Origin of the sequence: Methylobacterium planeticum (genome assembly GCF_008806345.1) — a bacterium.
Taxonomy (GTDB): domain Bacteria; phylum Pseudomonadota; class Alphaproteobacteria; order Rhizobiales; family Beijerinckiaceae; genus Methylobacterium; species Methylobacterium planeticum.
This window is the reverse complement of the sequence record NZ_VZZJ01000018.1, coordinates 1-18,533: the sequence shown is the minus strand read 5'-3', so window position 1 is coordinate 18,533 and position 18,533 is coordinate 1. Positions and strand designations below refer to the sequence as shown.

Genomic DNA, 18,533 nt, shown 5'->3' with positions numbered 1-18,533 from the left:
ATCCCGGCGAAGTGTTGTCCTTGTCTTTTGTATGCGGATCGCGGCTTTAAGATTTGGTAGCCGGACGAGCATGCGGCGGATGTTCACGTGATCGTGGCCGCTGGCGTCGTAAATTGGCATCCTATATTTGTAGTTGTAAAGTACAGGGTAGGGTTGGTCCCGCTGCGGGGACGGCTCCCTCGTTCCGCGCTGCGGGCGCCGGCGGGGCCGGTTGATCAGGATCGAACGCGGTAACATGTCCTCGCTTGGGCTCAGAAATAAATCCTATATAGGATTTTCGAGTGGAGGTCAAACCTTGTTTCCGGTTTGTTCCCCTCGACGGGCGGCGCCGGAGCCTCGTGTGAGGCCCCGGCGCCGCGTCTGTCCCGCGAGGGTCGAGCCGGGCCTCGCGCCCGGGTCCGCCTCAGAGGGAGTAGTACATCGTGAACTCGACCGGGTGCGGCGTCATCTCGTAGCGCATCACCTCGGCCATCTTCAGCTCGATGAAGGAATCGATCTGGTCGTCCGTGAAGACGTTGCCGGCCTTGAGGAAGGCGCGGTCGCGGTCGAGGTTCTGCAGGGCCTCGCGGAGCGAGCCGCAGACGGTCGGGATCTTCTTCAGCTCGCGCGGGGGCAGGTCGTAGAGATCCTTGTCCATCGCCGGGCCCGGGTCGATCTTGTTGATGATGCCGTCGAGGCCGGCCATCAGCAGGGCCGCGAAGGCGAGGTAGGGATTGGCCATCGGGTCGGGGAAGCGGACCTCGACGCGCTTGGCCTTCGGGTTCGTCGTCCACGGGATGCGGCAGGAGGCCGAGCGGTTGCGGGCCGAGTAGGCGAGCAGCACCGGGGCCTCGTAGCCGGGCACGAGGCGCTTGTAGGAGTTGGTCGAGGGGTTGGTGAAGGCGTTGAGCGCCTTGGCGTGCTTGATGATGCCGCCGATGTACCAGAGGCATTCCTGGGAGAGGTCGGCGTACTTGTCGCCGGCAAACAGCGGCTTGCCGTTCTTCCAGATCGACTGGTGCACGTGCATGCCCGAGCCGTTGTCGCCGTAGACGGGCTTGGGCATGAAGGTCGCGGTCTTGCCGTAGCTCTGGGCGACGTTGTGGATGCAGTACTTGTAGACCTGCATGTGGTCGGCGAGCAGCGTCAGCGTGTCGAACTTCATGCCGAGCTCGTGCTGGGCCGAGGCCACCTCGTGGTGGTGCTTCTCGACCTTGACGCCCATGGATTGCATGGCCGCCAGCATCTCGCCGCGCATGTCCTGCGCCGAATCCTGCGGCGGCACCGGGAAGTAGCCGCCCTTGGTGGCGATGCGGTGGCCGAGGTTGCCGCCCTCGTACTCGGTGAAGCCGTTGGAGGGCAACTCGGTCGAGTCGAGTTGGAAGCCGGTGTGGTAGGGGTCGGCGCCGAACTTCACGTCGTCGAACACGAAGAACTCGGCCTCGGGGCCGACGAAGATGGTGTCGCCGATGCCGGTGGACTTCAGGAAGGCCTCGGCGAGCTTGGCGGTGCCGCGCGGGTCGCGGGAATAGGGGGCGCCGGTCGAGGGCTCGAGCACGTCGCAGACGATCGACATGGTCGAGGCGGAGAAGAACGGGTCCATGCAGGCGGTGGCCGGGTCCGGCATCAGCAGCATGTCGGATTCGTTGATGGCCTTCCAGCCGGCGATCGACGAGCCGTCGAACATGGTGCCGTCCGTGAAGATCTCGTCGTCGACGAGGCTGACGTCGAAGGTGACGTGCTGCCACTTGCCGCGCGGGTCCGTGAACCGGAAGTCCACGTACTTGACGTCGTTGTCCTTGATTTCCTTCAGGACGTCCGCTGCCGTTTTAGCCATCCCTGGATGTCTCCTGATAATCGGCATTTAGCCGTGGTTAGACCGCGGAGCATTGGAGCCCGCGGCTTCTCGACTTGGTCTCGAGCGCGAAGGAGGTCCGAGCGCGGCCGGGAGGTGAGGCTTAAGGCCGTTTCCGGCGCGAGGGAACCGGTTCCTTATCCGCCGGACGATGGCGCTGGCGTGACACCGGTCCGGGCGGAGGCGGGGGCGGCGGCCTCAGATCGCGTCCGCGCCGGTCTCGCCCGTGCGGATCCGGATCGCCTCCTCGATGGTGGAGACGAAGATCTTGCCGTCGCCGATGCGGCCGGTCTGGGCCGACTTGCGGATCGCCTCGACGGCCCCCTCGACGAGCGCGTCGGCCAGCACGATCTCGAGCTTCACCTTGGGCAGGAAGTCGACCACGTATTCCGCGCCCCGGTAGAGCTCGGTGTGGCCCTTCTGACGGCCGAAGCCCTTCGCCTCGATCACGGTGATGCCCTGCAGGCCGACCTCCTGGAGCGCTTCCTTCACCTCGTCGAGCTTGAAGGGCTTGATGATCGCTTCGATCTTCTTCATGCCGAGCAGGCCTGACCTTCGCTACGCTGAGCCTGTTTTCTACCATTCCGGTCCGGGCTCCGCCACGCTGTTTTCCATCGGAATGGGTCGAAACTGCCTGCAGAATGGGCAGTTCGTGCAAATCGTTTGGGCATTCATGCGCAGCCGTGCCGGCTCAGGCCTCGCTCTGGGCGGTCGGCGGGCAAGCCGGCAGGGGATTTCGGGATGGACGCGGCACGGCTGCTCACGGTTGAGGCGATGGCCGCGGTCGATGCCGCGGCGATCGCGGCGGGCATCCCGGGCATCGACCTGATGCGCCGGGCCGGCGCCGCGGTCGCGGCGGAAGCCCGCGCGCTCTTCCCCGCCGGCGGCCGTGTCCTCGTCCTGTGCGGGCCCGGCAACAACGGCGGCGACGGCTTCGTGGCGGCCCGCCTCCTTGCCGGATCCGGCCACGCCGTCAGCCTGCGGCTGCTCGGCACCCGCGCCGGCCTGTCCGGGGACGCGGGCCTCGCCGCCGCCGAATGGTCCGGCCCGGCCGTCGAGGGGCTCGACGCCCTCGAGGCGGAGCAGCCCGACCTGATCATCGACGCCCTGTTCGGGGCGGGCCTCTCGCGCGACCTCGGCGGAGCGGCCGAAACCGCCGTATCGTTCATGAATTCTTCCACCTGCCCGGTGCTCTCCGTCGACGTTCCGAGCGGCATCGACGGCAATACGGGCGCAATCCGTGGTTGCGCCGTCCGGGCCGCCCGCACCGTCACCTTCGTGGCCCGCAAGCCCGGCCACCTGCTCGAGCCCGGCCGCTCCCATTGCGGCGCCCTCATCCTCGCCGGGATCGGAACCGGCGCCCCCGCCCTCGCGGCCGGCCTCGCCGCCTGCGTCCCGCCCCTCTACCGCAACGGCCCCGCGCTCTGGGGGCCGGCCTTCCCGCGCCTGTCCGCCGCGAGCCACAAGTACACCCGCGGCCACGTCCTGGTCCTGTCCGGCCCCGCCTGCCGCACCGGTGCCGCCCGCCTCGCGGCCCGCGCCGCCCTGCGGATCGGGGCGGGCCTCGTCACCCTGGCCTCGCCCGCGGACGCGCTCCCCGAGAACGCCGCCCACCTCACCGCCATCATGCTGCGCCCCTGCGGCAGCGCGGACGACCTCGACGACCTCCTGGTGGACGAGCGCCTCAACGCGGTGCTGGCCGGCCCCGGCCTCGGCACCGGCGCCCCGACCCGGGACCTCGTGGTGGTCGCGGCCTCGGCCGGCCGCCGCCTCGTCCTCGACGCCGACGCCCTGACGAGCTTCAAGGGCCAGTCCGCGGCCCTCGCCGGCCACATCGCGGAGGGCGGCGGGCAGGCGGTGCTCACCCCCCACGCGGGCGAGTTCGCCCGCCTGTTCGACGGCACCGCGGCGGTGGCCGACGGCCTCACCAAGGTCGAGAGCGCCCGCCGCGCGGCGGCCCTGACCGGCGCCGTCCTGGTCCTGAAGGGCGCCGACACCGTGGTGGCCGCGCCCGACGGGCGGGTCGCGATCAACGACCACGGCACGTCCTATCTCGGCACGGCGGGATCCGGCGATGTCCTCGGCGGCCTGGTCGCGGGGCTCCTGGCGCAGGGCATGGAGCCCTTCGAGGGGGCCGCCGCCGCGGTCTGGCTGCACGGGGATGCCGGGCGCCGCCACGGGCCCGGCCTCATCGCCGAGGACCTTCCGGAGCTGATGCCGGCGGTCCTCGCGGGCCTCGACGCCTCCCTCAGGTGACCTCGAAGGAGGTCCAGAGCCCGGTGTCGAAGCGCTCCAGCACCGTCGCGCTGAGGAGCCAGCGGCCCGGGTTGTCGGCCAGGAAGGCGATGCGGGCGGTGCGGCCCTCGAGGAGCTGGAAGGTGTCGAGCCAGTAGGGCTCCCAGCCGTCGTCCAGGGGGTGCAGCAGGCGGAAGGCGTGGCCGTGCAGGTGCAACGCCTGCGGGAAGGCGGTGTCGTTCCTGATCGCCAGCACCACCACCTGCCCGCGCTTCACCGTGAACAGCGGCGCAATGCCCGCGGCCCCGTTCGCGCCGTTCACCGCCCAGATCCGGCCCGGATCGCCCGCGTAGGCCGGCTCCGCCTCCGGCTTGTCCTTGGCGAGCGTGGCACCACCCGTGATTGTCACGTCGCGCCGCACCGCGTTCTGCAGCTTCACCTCGGCCGGCAGGAGCTTGTTGTCGCCGATCGGCCCGATGGGCGGGCGCTTGTCGGTGACGGGCTCGCCCTTGGCGGTCAGGCTCGCCAGGACGAGGCCGTTGCCCACGAGCGCCGTGATGCTGCCCTGCGCCCCGGCCTCCGCCGGAAGGTCGAGGAGGAGGTCGTAGCGGGTGCCCGGCGGGAAGGGCAGCGTCGCGCGCAGGGGCTCGAAGGTGTCGGTCGGCTGGCCGTCGACGCCCGCCACGTAGACCTTGAGTCCGTCGAACCGGATCCGGGTCGCGCGGGCGTTGCAGGCATTGCCGAGGCGCAGCCGCAGGCGGCTGCCCGGCCGCGCCTCGATCGCCTCGGGCGCCGCCCGCCCGTTGACGGTCACGAGGTTGCCGAGGCGCCCGCCCGCCGCCGCGAAGGCGGTCTGGCCGAAGGGCAGCAGGCTGCCGTCGTCCTGGAGGCGCCAATCCTGCATCAGCAGGGGGACGTCGCGGTCGACCGCGGGGGGCGCCTTCTCCTCGACGACGAGGAACCCCGCGAGGCCCCGGCCGGAGGGCTCGCTGGCGCCCCCGACCACGAGGGGCCGGACCAGGAAGGTGCCGGCATCGGGGGGCGTGAAGGCGTAGAGGAAGCTGGCGCCCGGCGCGATCGGCGCCTGCGTCACGCCGCCGACCCCGTCCATCGCGTTCTGGTTGCGCACCCCGTGCCAGTGCAGGGAGAGCGGCCGATCCGTCCGGTTCTCGACGCGCAGGCGCAGGCCCTCGCCGAGCCTCACCCGCAGCACCGGCGGCGCACGCTTCCCGTCGAAGGCCCAGATCGCGGTCTCCGCCGTGGGCTCGGGCTTCAGCCGCGCCGTCGCGGGGCCGGCGACGAGGGCCTGCGCCTCGGGCGCCGGGCTCGTCGCGGCGGGCGGTGCCGCGGCCGGGCCCGAGGGCTTGGCCGCCGGGCCCTGCGCACGCGCGCCGTCACGCGCGCCGTGGGGCAGGAGGGCCAGAGCCGCGACGCCGCCCAGCCATCCCCGGCGCGAGGGCCTGTCCGACGAGGGCCTGTCCGTCACGGTGTCCCAGGAGGCGTCGTCGGACGATTCGGGCCGGGACGCGGAGCGGGCTTGCGGCATGACACCTCGGGCAGGCAGTGGCGGAGCGCCGCTTGTAGCGGCGGTCCACGCCCCGCGCCACCAGCAGGGGTTGCCTGAGCGAAGCGGCGCCACGCCATGAAGTTTTTTGCTGCGGGCCCTGCCCCGCATGTTATAGAGCCGCCCTCCGGCGGCCGGAAGTGCGCCGGGTTGCAGGCGCTCGCGGGCGTGGCGGAACTGGTAGACGCGCTGGATTTAGGTTCCAGTGTCGCAAGACGTGGGGGTTCGAGCCCCTCCGCCCGCACCAGCACCGTCGTCGGGAACGGATTGGCTTCATCATCAGAAGGCCGGCCCGCTCTGCCGCTTTGAGTCGGCCGGCGACCCGGCTCCAGCGCTTCCCCGCAGGCCTCGGGTCCTTCCGCGATGCGGCAGGTCCCGGGGCTTTCGCAGTTTAGACGATCACACGGACTTGAGAGCGGAAAGACGACGATGCAGGTGACCGAGACACTCTCCGAGGGGCTGAAGCGCGAGTTTCAGGTGCTCCTGGCCGCCAACGAGCTCGAGGATCGCCTGACGAACGAGCTGTCCGGCATGAAGGACAAGGTGCAGCTCAAGGGCTTCCGCCCCGGCAAGGTGCCGGTGGCGCACCTGCGCAAGGTCTATGGCCGCTCGGTCATGGCCGACGTGCTGCAGAACGCCGTCAACGAGGCCAACCAGAAGATCATCACCGACAACAACCTCAAGCTCGCCCTCGAGCCGCAGGTCGAATTCCCGTCCGACAAGTCGGTGGTCGACAAGGCCCTCGACGCCAAGTCCGACCTCGCCTTCAAGGTCGCCCTCGAGGTGCTGCCGAGCTTCGAGCTCGCCGATCTCTCCGACGTCAGCCTGACGAAGTACGTCGCGAGCCCGAGCGATGCCGAGGTCGCCGAGGCCCTGGATCGCATGGCCGGCCAGAGCCGCCCGTTCAGCGACAAGGACGAGGGCGCCGAGGCTGCAACCGGTGATCGTGTCACCATCGATTTCGTCGGTCGCATCGACGGCACCGAATTCGAGGGCGGCAAGGGCGAGGGCATCGACCTCGAACTCGGTTCGGGCAGCTTCATCCCGGGTTTCGAGGACCAGCTCGTGGGCGCCAAGGTCGGCGACCAGCGCCTCGTCAAGGTGACCTTCCCGGAGGCCTACGGCGCCGAGCAGCTCGCCGGCAAGTCGGCCGAGTTCGACGTCACCGTTCAGAAGATCCAGGCCCCCGGCGAGGCCAGGATCGACGACGAGTTCGCCAAGGGACTCGGCATGGATTCCCTGGAGAAGCTCAAGGAGGCCGTCTCCAAGGCCATCGGCACGGATTACGAGGCCGCCTCGCGCCGCAAGCTCAAGAAGGAGCTCCTCGACGCCCTCGACGGGAAGTACGCCTTCGACCTGCCCCCGAGCCTGGTACACCAGGAGTTCGCGGCCGTCTGGGCCCAGGTCGAGCAGGACCTGAAGACCCGCGGCAAAACCTTCGAGGAGGAGGGCACCACGGAGGAGAAGGCGCAGGCCGAGTACCGCAAGATCGCCGAGCGTCGCGTTCGTCTCGGACTGGTGCTTGCGCAGGTCGGCGAGAGCGCCGATATCAAGGTCTCCGATGAGGAGGTGAACCAGGCCCTCATCGCTCGGGTCCGGCAGTTTCCGGGCCAGGAGCAGCAGGTCTGGGACTTCTACCGGAAGAACGCACAGGCGCTCGCCGAGCTTCGTGCGCCGCTGTTCGAGGAGAAGGTGGTTGACCACGTCCTCGCACAGGTCAAACTGGTCGAGGAACCCGTCTCGAAGGAGGCGCTGTTCGCCGACGAGGACGCCGAAGCCGACGCCGCCAGCGAGAAGCCGGCCGACGACAAGGCCGAGTGAAAACCCGCAGGCCTTCAGGGTCGGCGGGCCGAGTGAGGCGGCGTTAAGCGTCGCCGGTGTTCGCTGAATTCGCCCGGTCGCGCGTGATTCGCGCGAGGCCGGGCCCCTTGAAGCCCTGGGGCAACGATGATGAGAGATCCGGTCGACTTCTACAACAGCGCGCTCGTGCCCATGGTGGTCGAGCAGTCGAGCCGCGGCGAGCGCGCATTCGACATCTACTCACGGTTGCTCCGCGAGCGGATCATCTTCCTGACGGGGCCGGTCGAGGATTACGGTGCGTCGCTGATCGTCGCCCAGCTCCTGTTCCTGGAGGCCGAGAACCCCAAGAAGGAAATTTCCTTCTACATCAACTCGCCCGGTGGCGTGGTGACCTCGGGCCTGTCGATCTACGACACGATGCAGTTCATCCGCTGCCCCGTCACGACGCTCTGCGTCGGCCAGGCCGCCTCGATGGGCTCGCTCCTGCTGACCGCGGGCGAGCCGGGACACCGCTTCGCCCTCCCCAACGCTCGGATCATGGTGCACCAGCCCTCCGGCGGGTTCCAGGGCCAGGCCACCGACATCCTGATCCATGCCCGCGAGATCGAGGCCCTGAAGAAGCGCCTCAACGAGATCTACGTGAAGCACACGGGGCGCGACTACGACACCATTCACCAGGCGCTCGAGCGGGACAATTTCATGACCGCCGACGCTGCCAAGGAGTTCGGCCTCATCGACGAGGTGATTCAGAAGCGGCCGGAGCCGGCGGCTGCCTGATCCGTGAAGCGCGCCGCCTCACGCGCCTGCTTCGGGAGCGGGGGCGTCGGGCGATTGGCCTTGATCCTGCCGCGGCAGCATGTTTGCATCATGATTCTGGCCCCACCGACCCGTCACATGCGCGCAGGTGACTGTTTCTTTAAGCGGATGACCTTACGTTTGAACGATGCGCGTGCGCCCCTGGCTGGCACCGCGCGCACGAATCGGAGACCGATATGAGCAAGACTGGCGGCAACGACTCGAAGAGCACGCTGTACTGCTCGTTTTGCGGCAAGAGCCAGCACGAGGTTCGCAAGCTGATTGCGGGCCCGACGGTGTTCATCTGCGACGAGTGCGTCGAGCTGTGCATGGACATCATCCGCGAGGAGTCGAAGTCCTCGCTGGTGAAGTCCCGCGACGGTGTTCCGACCCCGAAGGAGATCCGGCGCGTCCTCGACGACTACGTCATCGGCCAGGACTTCGCCAAGAAGGTCCTCTCGGTGGCGGTGCACAACCACTACAAGCGTCTCGCCCACGCCTCGAAGCACAACGACGTCGAACTGGCGAAGTCCAACATCATGCTGATCGGGCCGACCGGCTCGGGCAAGACGCTGCTCGCGCAGACGCTGGCCCGCATCCTCGACGTGCCCTTCACCATGGCGGACGCCACCACGCTGACGGAGGCCGGCTACGTCGGCGAGGACGTCGAGAACATCATCCTCAAGCTGCTTCAGGCCTCGGACTACAATGTCGAGCGGGCCCAGCGCGGCATCGTCTACATCGATGAGATCGACAAGATCTCCCGCAAGTCCGACAACCCCTCGATCACCCGCGACGTCTCGGGCGAAGGCGTGCAGCAGGCGCTCCTGAAGATCATGGAAGGCACCGTCGCCTCCGTGCCCCCGCAGGGCGGCCGCAAGCACCCGCAGCAGGAGTTCCTGCAGGTCGACACCACCAACATCCTGTTCATCTGCGGCGGCGCCTTCGCGGGGCTGGAGCGGATCATCTCGGCCCGCGGCAAGGGCACCTCGATCGGCTTCGGCGCGACCGTCCAGGCTCCGGACGACCGCCGCACCGGCGAGATCTTCCGCGCGGTCGAGCCGGAGGACCTGCTGAAGTTCGGTCTCATCCCCGAATTCGTCGGCCGCCTGCCCGTGCTGGCGACCCTCGAGGATCTCGATGAGGCTGCGCTGAAGCGGATCCTGCAGGAGCCCAAGAACGCTCTGGTCAAGCAGTACCAGCGCCTGTTCGAGATGGAGAACGTCGACCTGACGTTCCAGGACGAGGCGCTGTCGCTCGTCGCCCGCAAGGCGATCGAGCGCAAGACCGGCGCCCGCGGCCTTCGCTCGATCCTCGAGACGATCCTCCTGGATACGATGTACGACCTGCCGGGCCTCGACTCGGTAGAGCAGGTCGTGATCGGCCCCGAGGTGGTCGAGGGCAAGTCACGGCCCCTGTTCATTCACGGCGACCGGAACAAGGAAGCTCCGGCAAGCGTGAGTGCGTAAGCGCACTGCGTAAGTGACTGGCCGGCCATGCTGATTTCGCATCGCCGGTTCCCCGCCAGGTTCGGAGGCGCCGCTTGAAACGGGCGCCTCCGAGAGCCACCTGAGGGCTAGCGCAGTGGCCGCACGCTCCCTTCGAGGTGCGGTGCTGCGTCACCAGCCGCACAGTCCCCACAGATACTTCCGACCCTCGCGGCCCGGTCGGCCCCTGGCAGGATGCTTGCTCTCCGAGAGAGGAGCGATTGCCCGGCGTCCATCATGAGGAAGTCAGCCATGACTCAGTCCAAATCGCGCCAGCCTGTCGTCCCGGGCTCGACGGGCGCCTACGCCGTCCTGCCGCTGCGCGACATCGTCGTTTTCCCGCACATGATCGTTCCCCTGTTCGTCGGACGCGAGAAGTCGATCCGCGCCCTCGAGGAGGCGGTCCGCACCGACCGCCACATCCTTCTCGCCACGCAGATCAACGCGGGCGACGACGATCCGGCGACCGACGCCATCTACACGATCGGCACGCTCGCCAGCGTGCTGCAATTGCTCAAGTTGCCCGACGGAACCGTGAAGGTCCTCGTCGAAGGCGCTGGCCGGGCCAAGATCACGGGCTTCAACCGCTCGGACGAGTTCTATGAGGCCGAGGCCGAGACCCTCACCGACGACCTCGGTGACCGCGTCGAGGCGGAGGCGCTCGCCCGCTCGGTCGTGTCCGAGTTCGAGAACTACGTGAAGCTCAACAAGAAGATCTCTCCTGAGGTCGTCTCCGCCGTCACACAGATCGACGAGCCCTCGAAGCTCGCCGATACGGTCGGTTCGCATCTCGCGGTGAAGATCGCGGACAAGCAGGCGATCCTCGAGATCCCGACGGTGGCTCAGCGCCTCGAGCGCGTGCTGTCGCTGATGGAGAGCGAGATCTCGGTTCTCCAAGTGGAGAAGCGCATCCGGACCCGCGTGAAGCGCCAGATGGAGAAGACCCAGCGCGAGTACTACCTGAACGAGCAGATGAAGGCGATCCAGAAGGAGCTGGGCGACGAGGACGGCCGCGACGAGTTGGCCGAACTCGAGGACAAGATCGAGAAGACCAAGTTCTCGAAGGAGGCACGCGAGAAGGCGACGGCCGAGCTGAAGAAGCTGCGCCAGATGTCGCCGATGTCGGCCGAGGCCACGGTTGTGCGGAACTACCTCGACTGGATGCTCGGCATTCCGTGGGGCAAGCGCTCGAAGATCAAGAAGGATCTTCTCGGCGCCCAGACCATGCTCGACGACGACCATTTCGGTCTGGACAAGGTCAAGGAGCGCATCGTCGAGTACCTTGCCGTGCAGCAGCGCGCCAACAAGCTCACGGGTCCGATCCTGTGCCTCGTCGGCCCTCCGGGCGTCGGCAAGACCTCGCTCGGCAAGTCGATCGCCAAGGCGACGGGCCGCGAGTTCGTCCGCATGTCGCTCGGCGGCGTGCGTGACGAGGCCGAGATCCGCGGCCACCGCCGGACCTATATCGGCTCGATGCCCGGCAAGATCGTCCAGTCGATGCGCAAGGCCAAGACCTCGAATCCGCTGATCTTGCTCGACGAGATCGACAAGATGGGCATGGACTTCCGGGGCGATCCCTCGGCGGCCCTCCTCGAGGTTCTGGATCCCGAGCAGAACGCGACCTTCAACGACCATTACCTCGAGGTCGACTACGACCTGTCGAACGTGATGTTCGTGACGACCGCGAACACGCTCAACATCCCGGCGCCTCTGATGGACCGCATGGAGGTGATCCGCATCGCCGGCTACACCGAAGAGGAGAAGCTGGAGATCGCGCGTCGCCACCTGATCCCGGAGGCGCTGAAGAAGCACGGCCTCGATGTCAAGGAATGGTCGATCAGCGACGACGGCCTGATGATGCTCATCCGGCGCTACACCCGCGAGGCGGGCGTGCGTAACCTTGAGCGGGAGATCTCGAACCTCATCCGCAAGGCTGTGAAGGAGATCCTGATCACCAAGGTCAAGTTCGTCGAGGTCACGTCCGAGACGCTGCCCGAGTTCCTCGGTCCGCCGAAGTTCCGCTACGGCGAGATCGATGCGGATGATCAGGTCGGCGTGGTGACGGGTCTGGCTTGGACTGAGGTCGGCGGCGAGTTGCTGACGATCGAGGGTGTCATGATGCCCGGCAAGGGCAAGATGACGGTCACCGGCAACTTGCGCGACGTGATGAAGGAATCGATCTCGGCGGCGGCCTCCTACGTCCGGTCGCGGGCGATCGATTTCGGCATCGAGCCGCCGCTGTTCGAGCGTCGGGACATCCACGTCCACGTGCCGGAGGGGGCGACTCCGAAGGATGGGCCGTCGGCCGGCATCGCGATGGCGACCGCCATCATCTCGACGCTGACTGGCATCCCGGTGCGCCGCGACGTGGCGATGACGGGTGAGGTCACCCTTCGGGGCCGCGTGCTGCCGATCGGCGGCCTCAAGGAGAAGTTGCTCGCGGCTCTGCGCGGCGGCATCAAGACGGTGATGATCCCGGAAGAGAATGCCAAGGACATCGCCGAGGTGCCGGACAGCGTGAAGAACGGCCTCGAGATCATTCCGGTCTCGCGGATGGATCAGGTCCTGACGCACGCCCTCGTGCGCCAGCCGGAGCCGATCGAGTGGGACGAACCGCTGCCCGCGACGAAGCCCGCCCGCACCGAGGATGATGGTGCGGCTGTCGTCGCCCATTAACCCGGACCGATGCGCACGGTTCGCCGTGCGGCACTGACGGAAAAGGTCCCCGGAGCCTGCACTCCGGGGACCTTTTTCACGGGGCCGAGCGCTTGCGCATCCGAAGTGCGAACGCATCAGGGGCTTGCGCGCCCGGGTTGGCTTGGCCTACCACGCGCCCAGCGCGCGATCGGGCGCCGACGGCCCTGATCGAGGGTCGATGATCCGGGCGGTTAGCTCAGTTGGTAGAGCGTCTCCTTTACACGGAGAGGGTCGGGGGTTCGAGTCCCTCACCGCCCACCAATAATTCAGACACTTAGTCGAACCCCTGCTTGCCAGAGATCCGGAATTGTAAGCACATAGTAAGCGGCATGGCCAAATCTCCTCCCACCGGCGAGCCGGACAACGTCGTCGAACTCCGCCCCGGCCAGCTTCCCCCGGCTGACCTGAGCGCCGTCGCGGCGCTTGCTTACATCCGCACACTGACGGAAAATCTGAGCTACGCGAGTGGCGAGAAGCTCGTGGACGCGCACCTCGACATGATTGGGGTGCTTATCAGGAAGGCGCTGAAATGACGGAGGGCCGCCGCAACCCAGGACCCTGGCGTATCGTCGAACTGCTCGAGAGCTTCCGCGTCGAGGACGCGAAGCGGTGCGCCCTGGCCTGGACTTACTTCACGGACGATCCCGAGCGCCGAAGCGTCACTAGCCGCATGACGAGGGACGTTGCATAGCGCCCCCTGGCTACGATCAGCCCTTGTGCGATCCACTTTCGACAGCTTGGATTGGGCTGGTCTGACGGCTCAACCAGATGGCGGTCGCCTCCCGTAAGGGACGTAAAGAGATGCCTGAACGTCGCGCTAGATACGACACCGAGGTGATCGGGAACGTGATTTGCCTTGTCGAACTCGACAACGCGAACTCCATCACGAGCGACGCCGACCGGGTCATTGAGGACCTTCATCAGCGCTTCGGAGATCTCGGCAGCTACCGTATCATCTATCGAGATACGACGGGGACTTGGGACGAACTCGCGGTGACGGGGGATCAGTTTCGCGGGTTCAAGTCGATCAACGAGCGCAGTCAGGCTGCCGCACTCGCCGCAGTCTCACGGCAGGGCTCCGATGAGGCCCCACACCCTCAGGACAGCTACCGGACGGGTTGAGGTCTGCGGCAGCGAACGGGTGTCCTCCTCGATGCTGATGGAACGTGCCGGGCGCCAGCGTCGGGATCCCGGTCTGGGATTTCCACCGGCGATCGGTATGCTCTGAGGCATGACTGACCCGGAACCTCTCGAGCTCCTGTTGAGCGACGCGATCCGATTTTTCATCGCTGGCGGGCTTCAGCATGAGATTGACGAGAAGGACGGTCAGCAGACCTACACGGTCGATGGACGCGATCTGACCTCCGAACAAGTGATCGCCAAGGCCTACCTGCTTGGCCTGAGCGGCCGACAGCCGTTCAACTGAGCCATGGCTGACAACCCCACCACCGAGGAACTGCTCGAGGCTGAGGTGATCACCTGGGACCGCCCGTGGCAGGCCATCGAGATGTTCGTGGCCGATCCGGAAATGGATTCGCTCAACCTTGGAGCGAGCTACAGCTCGAACGTTCACGCAGCGATTGATGCTAGCGTGCTCGCAAAGGATCTGCTCTTGAAACCCTCGATCGACGACCACCTGAAGCGCGCTGCGGTCCGCACCGCAATCCTGCTGGCGCGGCCGGAGAAGCGGACATAGACTCAAGCGCTGAACCTGCACAGGCAGTGCATGAACTCAGAGGATCAAATGCGATTCCTCCTCATCCTCGGTATGATGGTCCTGCCAAGCACAGGCTGGGCCGCTTGTACGTGCAGCTGTTTTCAGGGTCAGGCTCACGCACTCTGCACGTCGCCAACCGACATCGAACCGATCTGTATGCAGATTTGCCCGGCTCGTATCGAGCAGAGGATCGAACCGCAATCTCTCGGCCCTTACGGAGGGGTTGGCGGCGGAGGGGGCGAGCTGACGGATCGAGATGACCGTCTCCCAGGCAGAAATCCGAGGCCGCCCGAGCCCGGCCCTTTTGGCCTGTCTGGGAATATTTCGGGCCGACTGAATGTTCCGGGCGTACCATAGCAGTCTGCGCGTCGCCGACGATCGACGCGATGCCTATCACCGCAAACCTGAATGCATCATTTTCTCACTTCGTTTGCGCTAACAAATTCCTCCTGGCTTCGCTCCAGCGCCAAGATGCCTGGACAACTATCCATCCGAAATATGATCCGTCAGCGGTGGATGGCCTTACGCCCCTTTTGAGGGTGTCTCATCCCCTAGCTTACAGCGGAAGCTCGATAGCGGGGCTCTGATGCGACAAGCTAAGGCGCTTGCTGCGACCGAGCTCGCGAGGCGCACAGATCTGCCCGCGCGGCCGGAGAGGGGATGAACCCCGTCGCCGGCACCATCATGATCGCGATCGCAGCCGCGTTCTTCGGTCTGATCTACTTCTCCGTCGCGTACGGCCATCCCTGGCTGCTGGCCACGTTGGTTGTTGCGATCATCGCAGCCTTCGTGAGGTGGGGCTGAGATGAGCGCCATCGACCAAGCCATGGCCGCCCTGACCAAGCACTGGGTCAGAGCCGGCCAGTCTGCCGACGGCGACAGGCTTGAGCGGATCCGCACCGCACTTCGGGATCGGTATGTGGACGGCTACCGCTCGGACTGGCGCACTCTGCTCGACCACGCCATGAGCGACCTCGGCTGCACCATCGACTGGCGCAACGACCAAGTGCACAGCGTGATGGTCTGGGGCGATCCGATGGAGCCGGAGAAGCGGTAGCCCCCCGGAACGCCCAGGCTCATGCCATTGCCGTCGGCAACTCGGCGATCTGGGTCGTGTAGCGCGGTGTGCGCATCTCGAACTTGGTGCTCCAGGTGCGCTTCTCCTCAAAGCCGGCGCGGGCCGGCACGACGCTGCCGCGCCCGAACCGCGTATTGCGGGCGTCGATCGCGGCCATCAGTGGACCGGAGCGTTCGCGGTCGAGCTGCCCGATCAGCGCCCGTGGGCTGTCCACCAGCAGCAATAGGTCTGTCGTCATCACGGCCGCCTTGCTGTAGCGCCAGGGCCGCTCGCCCGGCTCGCGCCAGGTCTTCGCGACGCCGAGGCGTGGACTTGCCTCGGAGAAGATACTGCTGGCGAATGGGATGAATCGGGATCGGCGGGTCGAGCGTTTCGGATTGAGGCGCCCGGGGCGCCTCAATCCGGAGGCCGGCGATGTCACTGCCCCCTGTCCCAGGTCGCATCGTTCCCCATCAGACCCTCGTGGTCGCCCGCGCCATCTTCCCGCGCGGCCCTTCCTCCCTCGATCTGCGCGACACGCTCGGCCCCATCTTCGCCGACGCGCAATGCGCGTCCCTGTGTTCCGCCTGCGGTCAGCCGGCCGAGTGCCCCTGGCGGCTTGCCCTCGTGACGCTGCTGCAGTTCGCCGAGAACCTCTCGGATCGCCGGGCTGCCGATGCCGTTCGCAGCCGGATCGACTGGAAGGACCTGCTCGCCCTCGAACTCCCCGATCCGGGCTTCGACGCGTCCGTCCTGAGCGAGTTCCGCACCCGCCTCGTGGTCGGCCACGCCGAGGCGCTGTTGTTCGACACGCTCCGCGCCTTGTGCCGCGACCGAGGCCTTCTAACCCGGCGCGGCCGCCAGCGCACCGACGCCACTCATGTCTTGGGCTCCGTGCGCAGCCTCAACCGGCTCGGCTGTGTCTTTCAGACGCTCCGCGGCGCCCGACGCGCCCCCTGGTTGCACGACGTGCCGGCCATCGCCGTGCTGCGGCGCGTCTGGATGCAGAACTTCGTCTGCTCCGAGGTCGAGGGGCGATCACCGGGCTCCGGCGCCTCCTCGGTGCGATGGCGGACAGCGGCGGAGGGCTTGCCGCCTTCGCTGCTCATGGTCGCCTCGCCCTACGATCCGGACATCCACGACGCCAAGAAGCGCACGACGAGCGGGGTCGGGTACAAGGTCCACCTCACCGAGACCTGCGATGATGACCGACCGCCCTTGATCACGCACGTGACGACCACGCCCGCATCCGTCGTCGATCGCGCCACCTTGGCGCCCCTGCACGCGGCACTCGCGGCGAGGAAGCTGTTGCCGGCCCGGCATCTCGTCGATGCCGCATACCTCGACGCCGATCAACGCGTAGCCGCGGCCCGCGACCACGCCGTTGCACTCGTGGGACCGGCACCCAAGGACAACCAGTGGCAGGCCCGCACGGCAGGGGCGCTCACGATCGCGCAGTTCACCTTCGACTGGGATCGGCGGGTGGCGACTTGCCCGGCCGGGCAGATGAGCGAGAGCTGGACAGACGAGCACAACGCGGGCCGCACCGTGATGCGCGTGCGCTCCTCGACGCGGCACTGCAAGGTCTGCGCGCTCAAGCCACGCTGCACACGCTCGGCCCGTCGCTTGCTCACGCCGCGTCGGCGCGGGGAGCACGAGGCGTTGGTTGCGGCACGCACGCGCGAAGTGGAGCCACCCTTCGCGACCGAGCAGCGCCGACGGGCCGGCATCGAGGGGACGCTCTCGCGCAGCGTGCGGGTCATGGGGCTACGGCGGGCGCGCTATCTCGGGATGGCCAAAACACGCCTGCAGCACCTGATCACGGCGGCCGCGCTCAACCTCCTGCGTCTTGCCGCTTGGTTGAGACAGACGCCAGCGGCCCGAACGCGACGCTCCGCCTTCGCGCGCCTCATGTGCGCCTCACCCACCTTCGCCTGACCCATTCGCCAGCAGTATCCTCTCCGAGGCAAGTCCAAAGTGTCTGGGCGAACCGATCGGCCTGCACTCGCGTCAGACCCTTCACCAGTAAAGCGTCCTGCTGGTAGATTCCGTAGGCTCCGTTCGGCAGCGATTTGACCAGAAGCATGTGCCCTCCGGGTAGCTTTGACGCCTACAAGGATCGGGCAGCGGGCCAGATCGCATGGGTTAGGAACGCCTGAGCCAGCTGGCCACGCCGATTTGCTGAGGGGACAGGTCGGTGCCGCCCAAGATTATATGCACATTACGTGCCTTGCTGGCGGAGCGCCTGATGTTTGAGCTTAGCGGGCCGTAATACCGCGCCGCATTCTCTTTTTCCGCATCATGCCAGACCTCATGCCTTTGGATTTGGACATGGTCGACTTCACGACGGATCCACCGTGGATGTTGCCGCCTGAACCACCTCCACCCGGCGCGCCCTGAGCGAACGCGCCACCCGAAAGAGCAAGAGCTATAGCGGCGGAGAGTATAAGCGTTGTGATGCGCATTGAGCGTTTCTCCCGGGCCTTGAATAGGCCCAGAGAGCGAACTCAAGCATGTGCCAAATGGTTCAACGCGGGATCTGCTACCGCCCACGCAGGAAAAAGAACCACACTAGGAGAATGATCGGGATCGGAACCCCGATGAGCCACAGCAGGCTGCCCGTCAGCATATCATTCTCCTTTAAGGTGCAAGAGCAACGGTCGGCTGTGGAGGACTGTTCCGCTACCTTGAGCAACCCGACTCAGCCTCCGGAGAGAGCCGCGATGGGGAGCACCTCTCCGACACGACGAGGCCCGCGCGAAGGGTGCTGCCGCAGTGAAATGGAAATCCGCGCAAGCCATGAGGTTGCGGGGCCGGGGTGTCGTACCTGCGTTGAGGGCTTAGCCGCCGCCAGCCCCACCATTGCCGCCGCTACCGCTGGCGCCGCCTTGCGGCACGGCACGCTAGGGCTGGCCGGCATTCCCACCGGCTGCGGAGTCCGTCTGGATCGTTGACGCACCGGTAGCACCTGGCGCGAGTGTGACTTCGCGGTCGTTTCCGGTGTTGTTAGGAGTGCCCTGGATCACGGCCCCGCCAGCCACTCCAGGCTCGCGCGCGACTGGTACGCCTTGAGCAAAGGCGGGACTGGCAATCAGCAGCGCCATGGCGCTGATCGTAGCGAACTTTGTCATCATCTCTCCCTGCCGGATGAATCCGGCCCAGAGGCGGACAACGGCTGCCATCGCTAGCAGTTGCTCCTGCGCGGCTCAGTTTTCGACAGAACTTCTGTTTGGATTGCTGCGTGTTAACGAAGAAGCTCCGCAGGCCAGAGCCGCAGAGCTAGAGCGCTGTCCGAGCGGGCTGAAACGGATAGCCGGGTGAGAGGTTGGTCGGCGAAGGAGAGCGCC

General features: G+C 66.9%; 15 protein-coding genes, 2 tRNA genes and 1 pseudogene. 14 read left to right on the top strand and 4 right to left on the bottom strand.

The window, feature by feature from the left end; all coding sequences use genetic code 11:
• Nucleotides 1–403: 403 nt before the first annotated feature.
• Together glnA and F6X51_RS18670 are read right to left on the bottom strand one after the other, a co-directional pair.
• Nucleotides 404–1,816: a type I glutamate--ammonia ligase gene (gene glnA, locus F6X51_RS18675; RefSeq protein WP_150965188.1), complete on the bottom strand. Its 1,413-nt coding sequence runs from the start codon at nt 1,814–1,816 to the stop codon at nt 404–406.
• 216 nt (nt 1,817–2,032) lie between these two features.
• Entirely contained in the window at nt 2,033–2,371 is a 339-nt protein-coding gene (locus F6X51_RS18670) for a P-II family nitrogen regulator (RefSeq protein ID WP_150965187.1), read from the bottom strand.
• Between the two features lie 204 nt (nt 2,372–2,575).
• Between F6X51_RS18670 and F6X51_RS18665 the strand changes: the two genes are divergently transcribed.
• Nucleotides 2,576–4,090, top strand: a complete 1,515-nt coding sequence (locus F6X51_RS18665; RefSeq protein WP_150965186.1) for an NAD(P)H-hydrate dehydratase — start codon at nt 2,576–2,578, stop codon at nt 4,088–4,090.
• Here the strand turns inward: F6X51_RS18665 and F6X51_RS18660 are convergent.
• Nucleotides 4,083–5,615 carry a multicopper oxidase family protein gene (locus tag F6X51_RS18660; protein WP_150965185.1) on the bottom strand — a complete coding sequence of 511 codons (1,533 nt, stop codon included), beginning with the start codon at nt 5,613–5,615 and terminating at the stop codon, nt 4,083–4,085. The genes F6X51_RS18665 and F6X51_RS18660 overlap by 8 nt on opposite strands.
• Nucleotides 5,616–5,795: 180 nt before the next feature.
• On the opposite strand from F6X51_RS18660, the gene F6X51_RS18655 reads away from it, so the two are divergent.
• The 12 genes from F6X51_RS18655 (at nt 5,796) to F6X51_RS18605 (ending at nt 15,186) form a co-directional block, all read left to right on the top strand.
• Nucleotides 5,796–5,880, top strand: a tRNA-Leu gene (locus F6X51_RS18655).
• A 182-nt stretch (nt 5,881–6,062) separates the two neighbouring features.
• Nucleotides 6,063–7,454 (top strand): trigger factor, encoded by a 1,392-nt coding sequence (gene tig / locus F6X51_RS18650; protein WP_150965184.1) that lies wholly within the window; start codon nt 6,063–6,065, stop codon nt 7,452–7,454.
• 129 nt (nt 7,455–7,583) lie between these two features.
• Nucleotides 7,584–8,210 (top strand): ATP-dependent Clp protease proteolytic subunit, encoded by a 627-nt coding sequence (locus F6X51_RS18645; protein ID WP_150965269.1) that lies wholly within the window; start codon nt 7,584–7,586, stop codon nt 8,208–8,210.
• 215 nt (nt 8,211–8,425) lie between these two features.
• The gene (gene clpX, locus F6X51_RS18640) at nt 8,426–9,697 is read left to right on the top strand and encodes an ATP-dependent Clp protease ATP-binding subunit ClpX (RefSeq protein WP_150965183.1); all 1,272 of its coding nucleotides are present in this window, start codon (nt 8,426–8,428) and stop codon (nt 9,695–9,697) included.
• A 270-nt stretch (nt 9,698–9,967) separates the two neighbouring features.
• A complete protein-coding gene (gene lon / locus F6X51_RS18635; protein WP_150965182.1) occupies nt 9,968–12,391 on the top strand; it encodes an endopeptidase La in 2,424 nt (807 codons plus the stop codon).
• A gap of 206 nt (nt 12,392–12,597) precedes the next feature.
• Nucleotides 12,598–12,673 (top strand) — tRNA-Val (locus F6X51_RS18630).
• Between the two features lie 68 nt (nt 12,674–12,741).
• Complete coding sequence (locus tag F6X51_RS18625) at nt 12,742–12,945, top strand: hypothetical protein (RefSeq protein ID WP_150965181.1); 204 nt, start codon at nt 12,742–12,744, stop codon at nt 12,943–12,945.
• A 268-nt stretch (nt 12,946–13,213) separates the two neighbouring features.
• Nucleotides 13,214–13,534, top strand: coding sequence for a hypothetical protein (locus F6X51_RS18620; RefSeq protein ID WP_150965180.1), 321 nt, complete (start codon nt 13,214–13,216; stop codon nt 13,532–13,534).
• A 139-nt stretch (nt 13,535–13,673) separates the two neighbouring features.
• Nucleotides 13,674–13,838, top strand: coding sequence for a hypothetical protein (locus F6X51_RS28020; RefSeq protein ID WP_191970170.1), 165 nt, complete (start codon nt 13,674–13,676; stop codon nt 13,836–13,838).
• A 3-nt stretch (nt 13,839–13,841) separates the two neighbouring features.
• Nucleotides 13,842–14,108 (top strand): hypothetical protein, encoded by a 267-nt coding sequence (locus F6X51_RS18615; protein ID WP_150965179.1) that lies wholly within the window; start codon nt 13,842–13,844, stop codon nt 14,106–14,108.
• A gap of 681 nt (nt 14,109–14,789) precedes the next feature.
• Nucleotides 14,790–14,933: a DUF4175 domain-containing protein gene (locus tag F6X51_RS18610; protein WP_150965178.1), complete on the top strand. Its 144-nt coding sequence runs from the start codon at nt 14,790–14,792 to the stop codon at nt 14,931–14,933.
• 1 nt (nt 14,934) lies between these two features.
• A complete protein-coding gene (locus F6X51_RS18605) occupies nt 14,935–15,186 on the top strand; it encodes a hypothetical protein (RefSeq protein ID WP_150965177.1) in 252 nt (83 codons plus the stop codon).
• Between the two features lie 19 nt (nt 15,187–15,205).
• Here the strand turns inward: F6X51_RS18605 and F6X51_RS18600 are convergent.
• Nucleotides 15,206–15,514 (bottom strand): annotated as a pseudogene (locus tag F6X51_RS18600) (DUF4113 domain-containing protein); the annotation flags it as partial.
• Between the two features lie 107 nt (nt 15,515–15,621).
• On the opposite strand from F6X51_RS18600, the gene F6X51_RS18595 reads away from it, so the two are divergent.
• Nucleotides 15,622–17,124 (top strand): IS1182 family transposase, encoded by a 1,503-nt coding sequence (locus F6X51_RS18595; RefSeq protein WP_150965176.1) that lies wholly within the window; start codon nt 15,622–15,624, stop codon nt 17,122–17,124.
• Nucleotides 17,125–18,533: the final 1,409 nt, after the last annotated feature.

Coding starts and splice junctions, on each gene's coding strand:
- F6X51_RS18610 (WP_150965178.1), top strand. CDS start 14,790: ATGAACCCCGTCGCCGGCACCATCATGATCGCGATCGCAGCCGCGTTC.
- F6X51_RS18595 (WP_150965176.1), top strand. CDS start 15,622: ATGTCACTGCCCCCTGTCCCAGGTCGCATCGTTCCCCATCAGACCCTC.
- F6X51_RS18605 (WP_150965177.1), top strand. CDS start 14,935: ATGAGCGCCATCGACCAAGCCATGGCCGCCCTGACCAAGCACTGGGTC.
- F6X51_RS18660 (WP_150965185.1), bottom strand. CDS start 5,615: ATGCCGCAAGCCCGCTCCGCGTCCCGGCCCGAATCGTCCGACGACGCC.
- F6X51_RS18670 (WP_150965187.1), bottom strand. CDS start 2,371: ATGAAGAAGATCGAAGCGATCATCAAGCCCTTCAAGCTCGACGAGGTG.
- F6X51_RS18665 (WP_150965186.1), top strand. CDS start 2,576: ATGGACGCGGCACGGCTGCTCACGGTTGAGGCGATGGCCGCGGTCGAT.
- tig (WP_150965184.1), top strand. CDS start 6,063: ATGCAGGTGACCGAGACACTCTCCGAGGGGCTGAAGCGCGAGTTTCAG.
- F6X51_RS18645 (WP_150965269.1), top strand. CDS start 7,584: ATGAGAGATCCGGTCGACTTCTACAACAGCGCGCTCGTGCCCATGGTG.
- F6X51_RS18615 (WP_150965179.1), top strand. CDS start 13,842: ATGGCTGACAACCCCACCACCGAGGAACTGCTCGAGGCTGAGGTGATC.
- F6X51_RS18625 (WP_150965181.1), top strand. CDS start 12,742: ATGGCCAAATCTCCTCCCACCGGCGAGCCGGACAACGTCGTCGAACTC.
- F6X51_RS18620 (WP_150965180.1), top strand. CDS start 13,214: ATGCCTGAACGTCGCGCTAGATACGACACCGAGGTGATCGGGAACGTG.
- lon (WP_150965182.1), top strand. CDS start 9,968: ATGACTCAGTCCAAATCGCGCCAGCCTGTCGTCCCGGGCTCGACGGGC.
- glnA (WP_150965188.1), bottom strand. CDS start 1,816: ATGGCTAAAACGGCAGCGGACGTCCTGAAGGAAATCAAGGACAACGAC.
- clpX (WP_150965183.1), top strand. CDS start 8,426: ATGAGCAAGACTGGCGGCAACGACTCGAAGAGCACGCTGTACTGCTCG.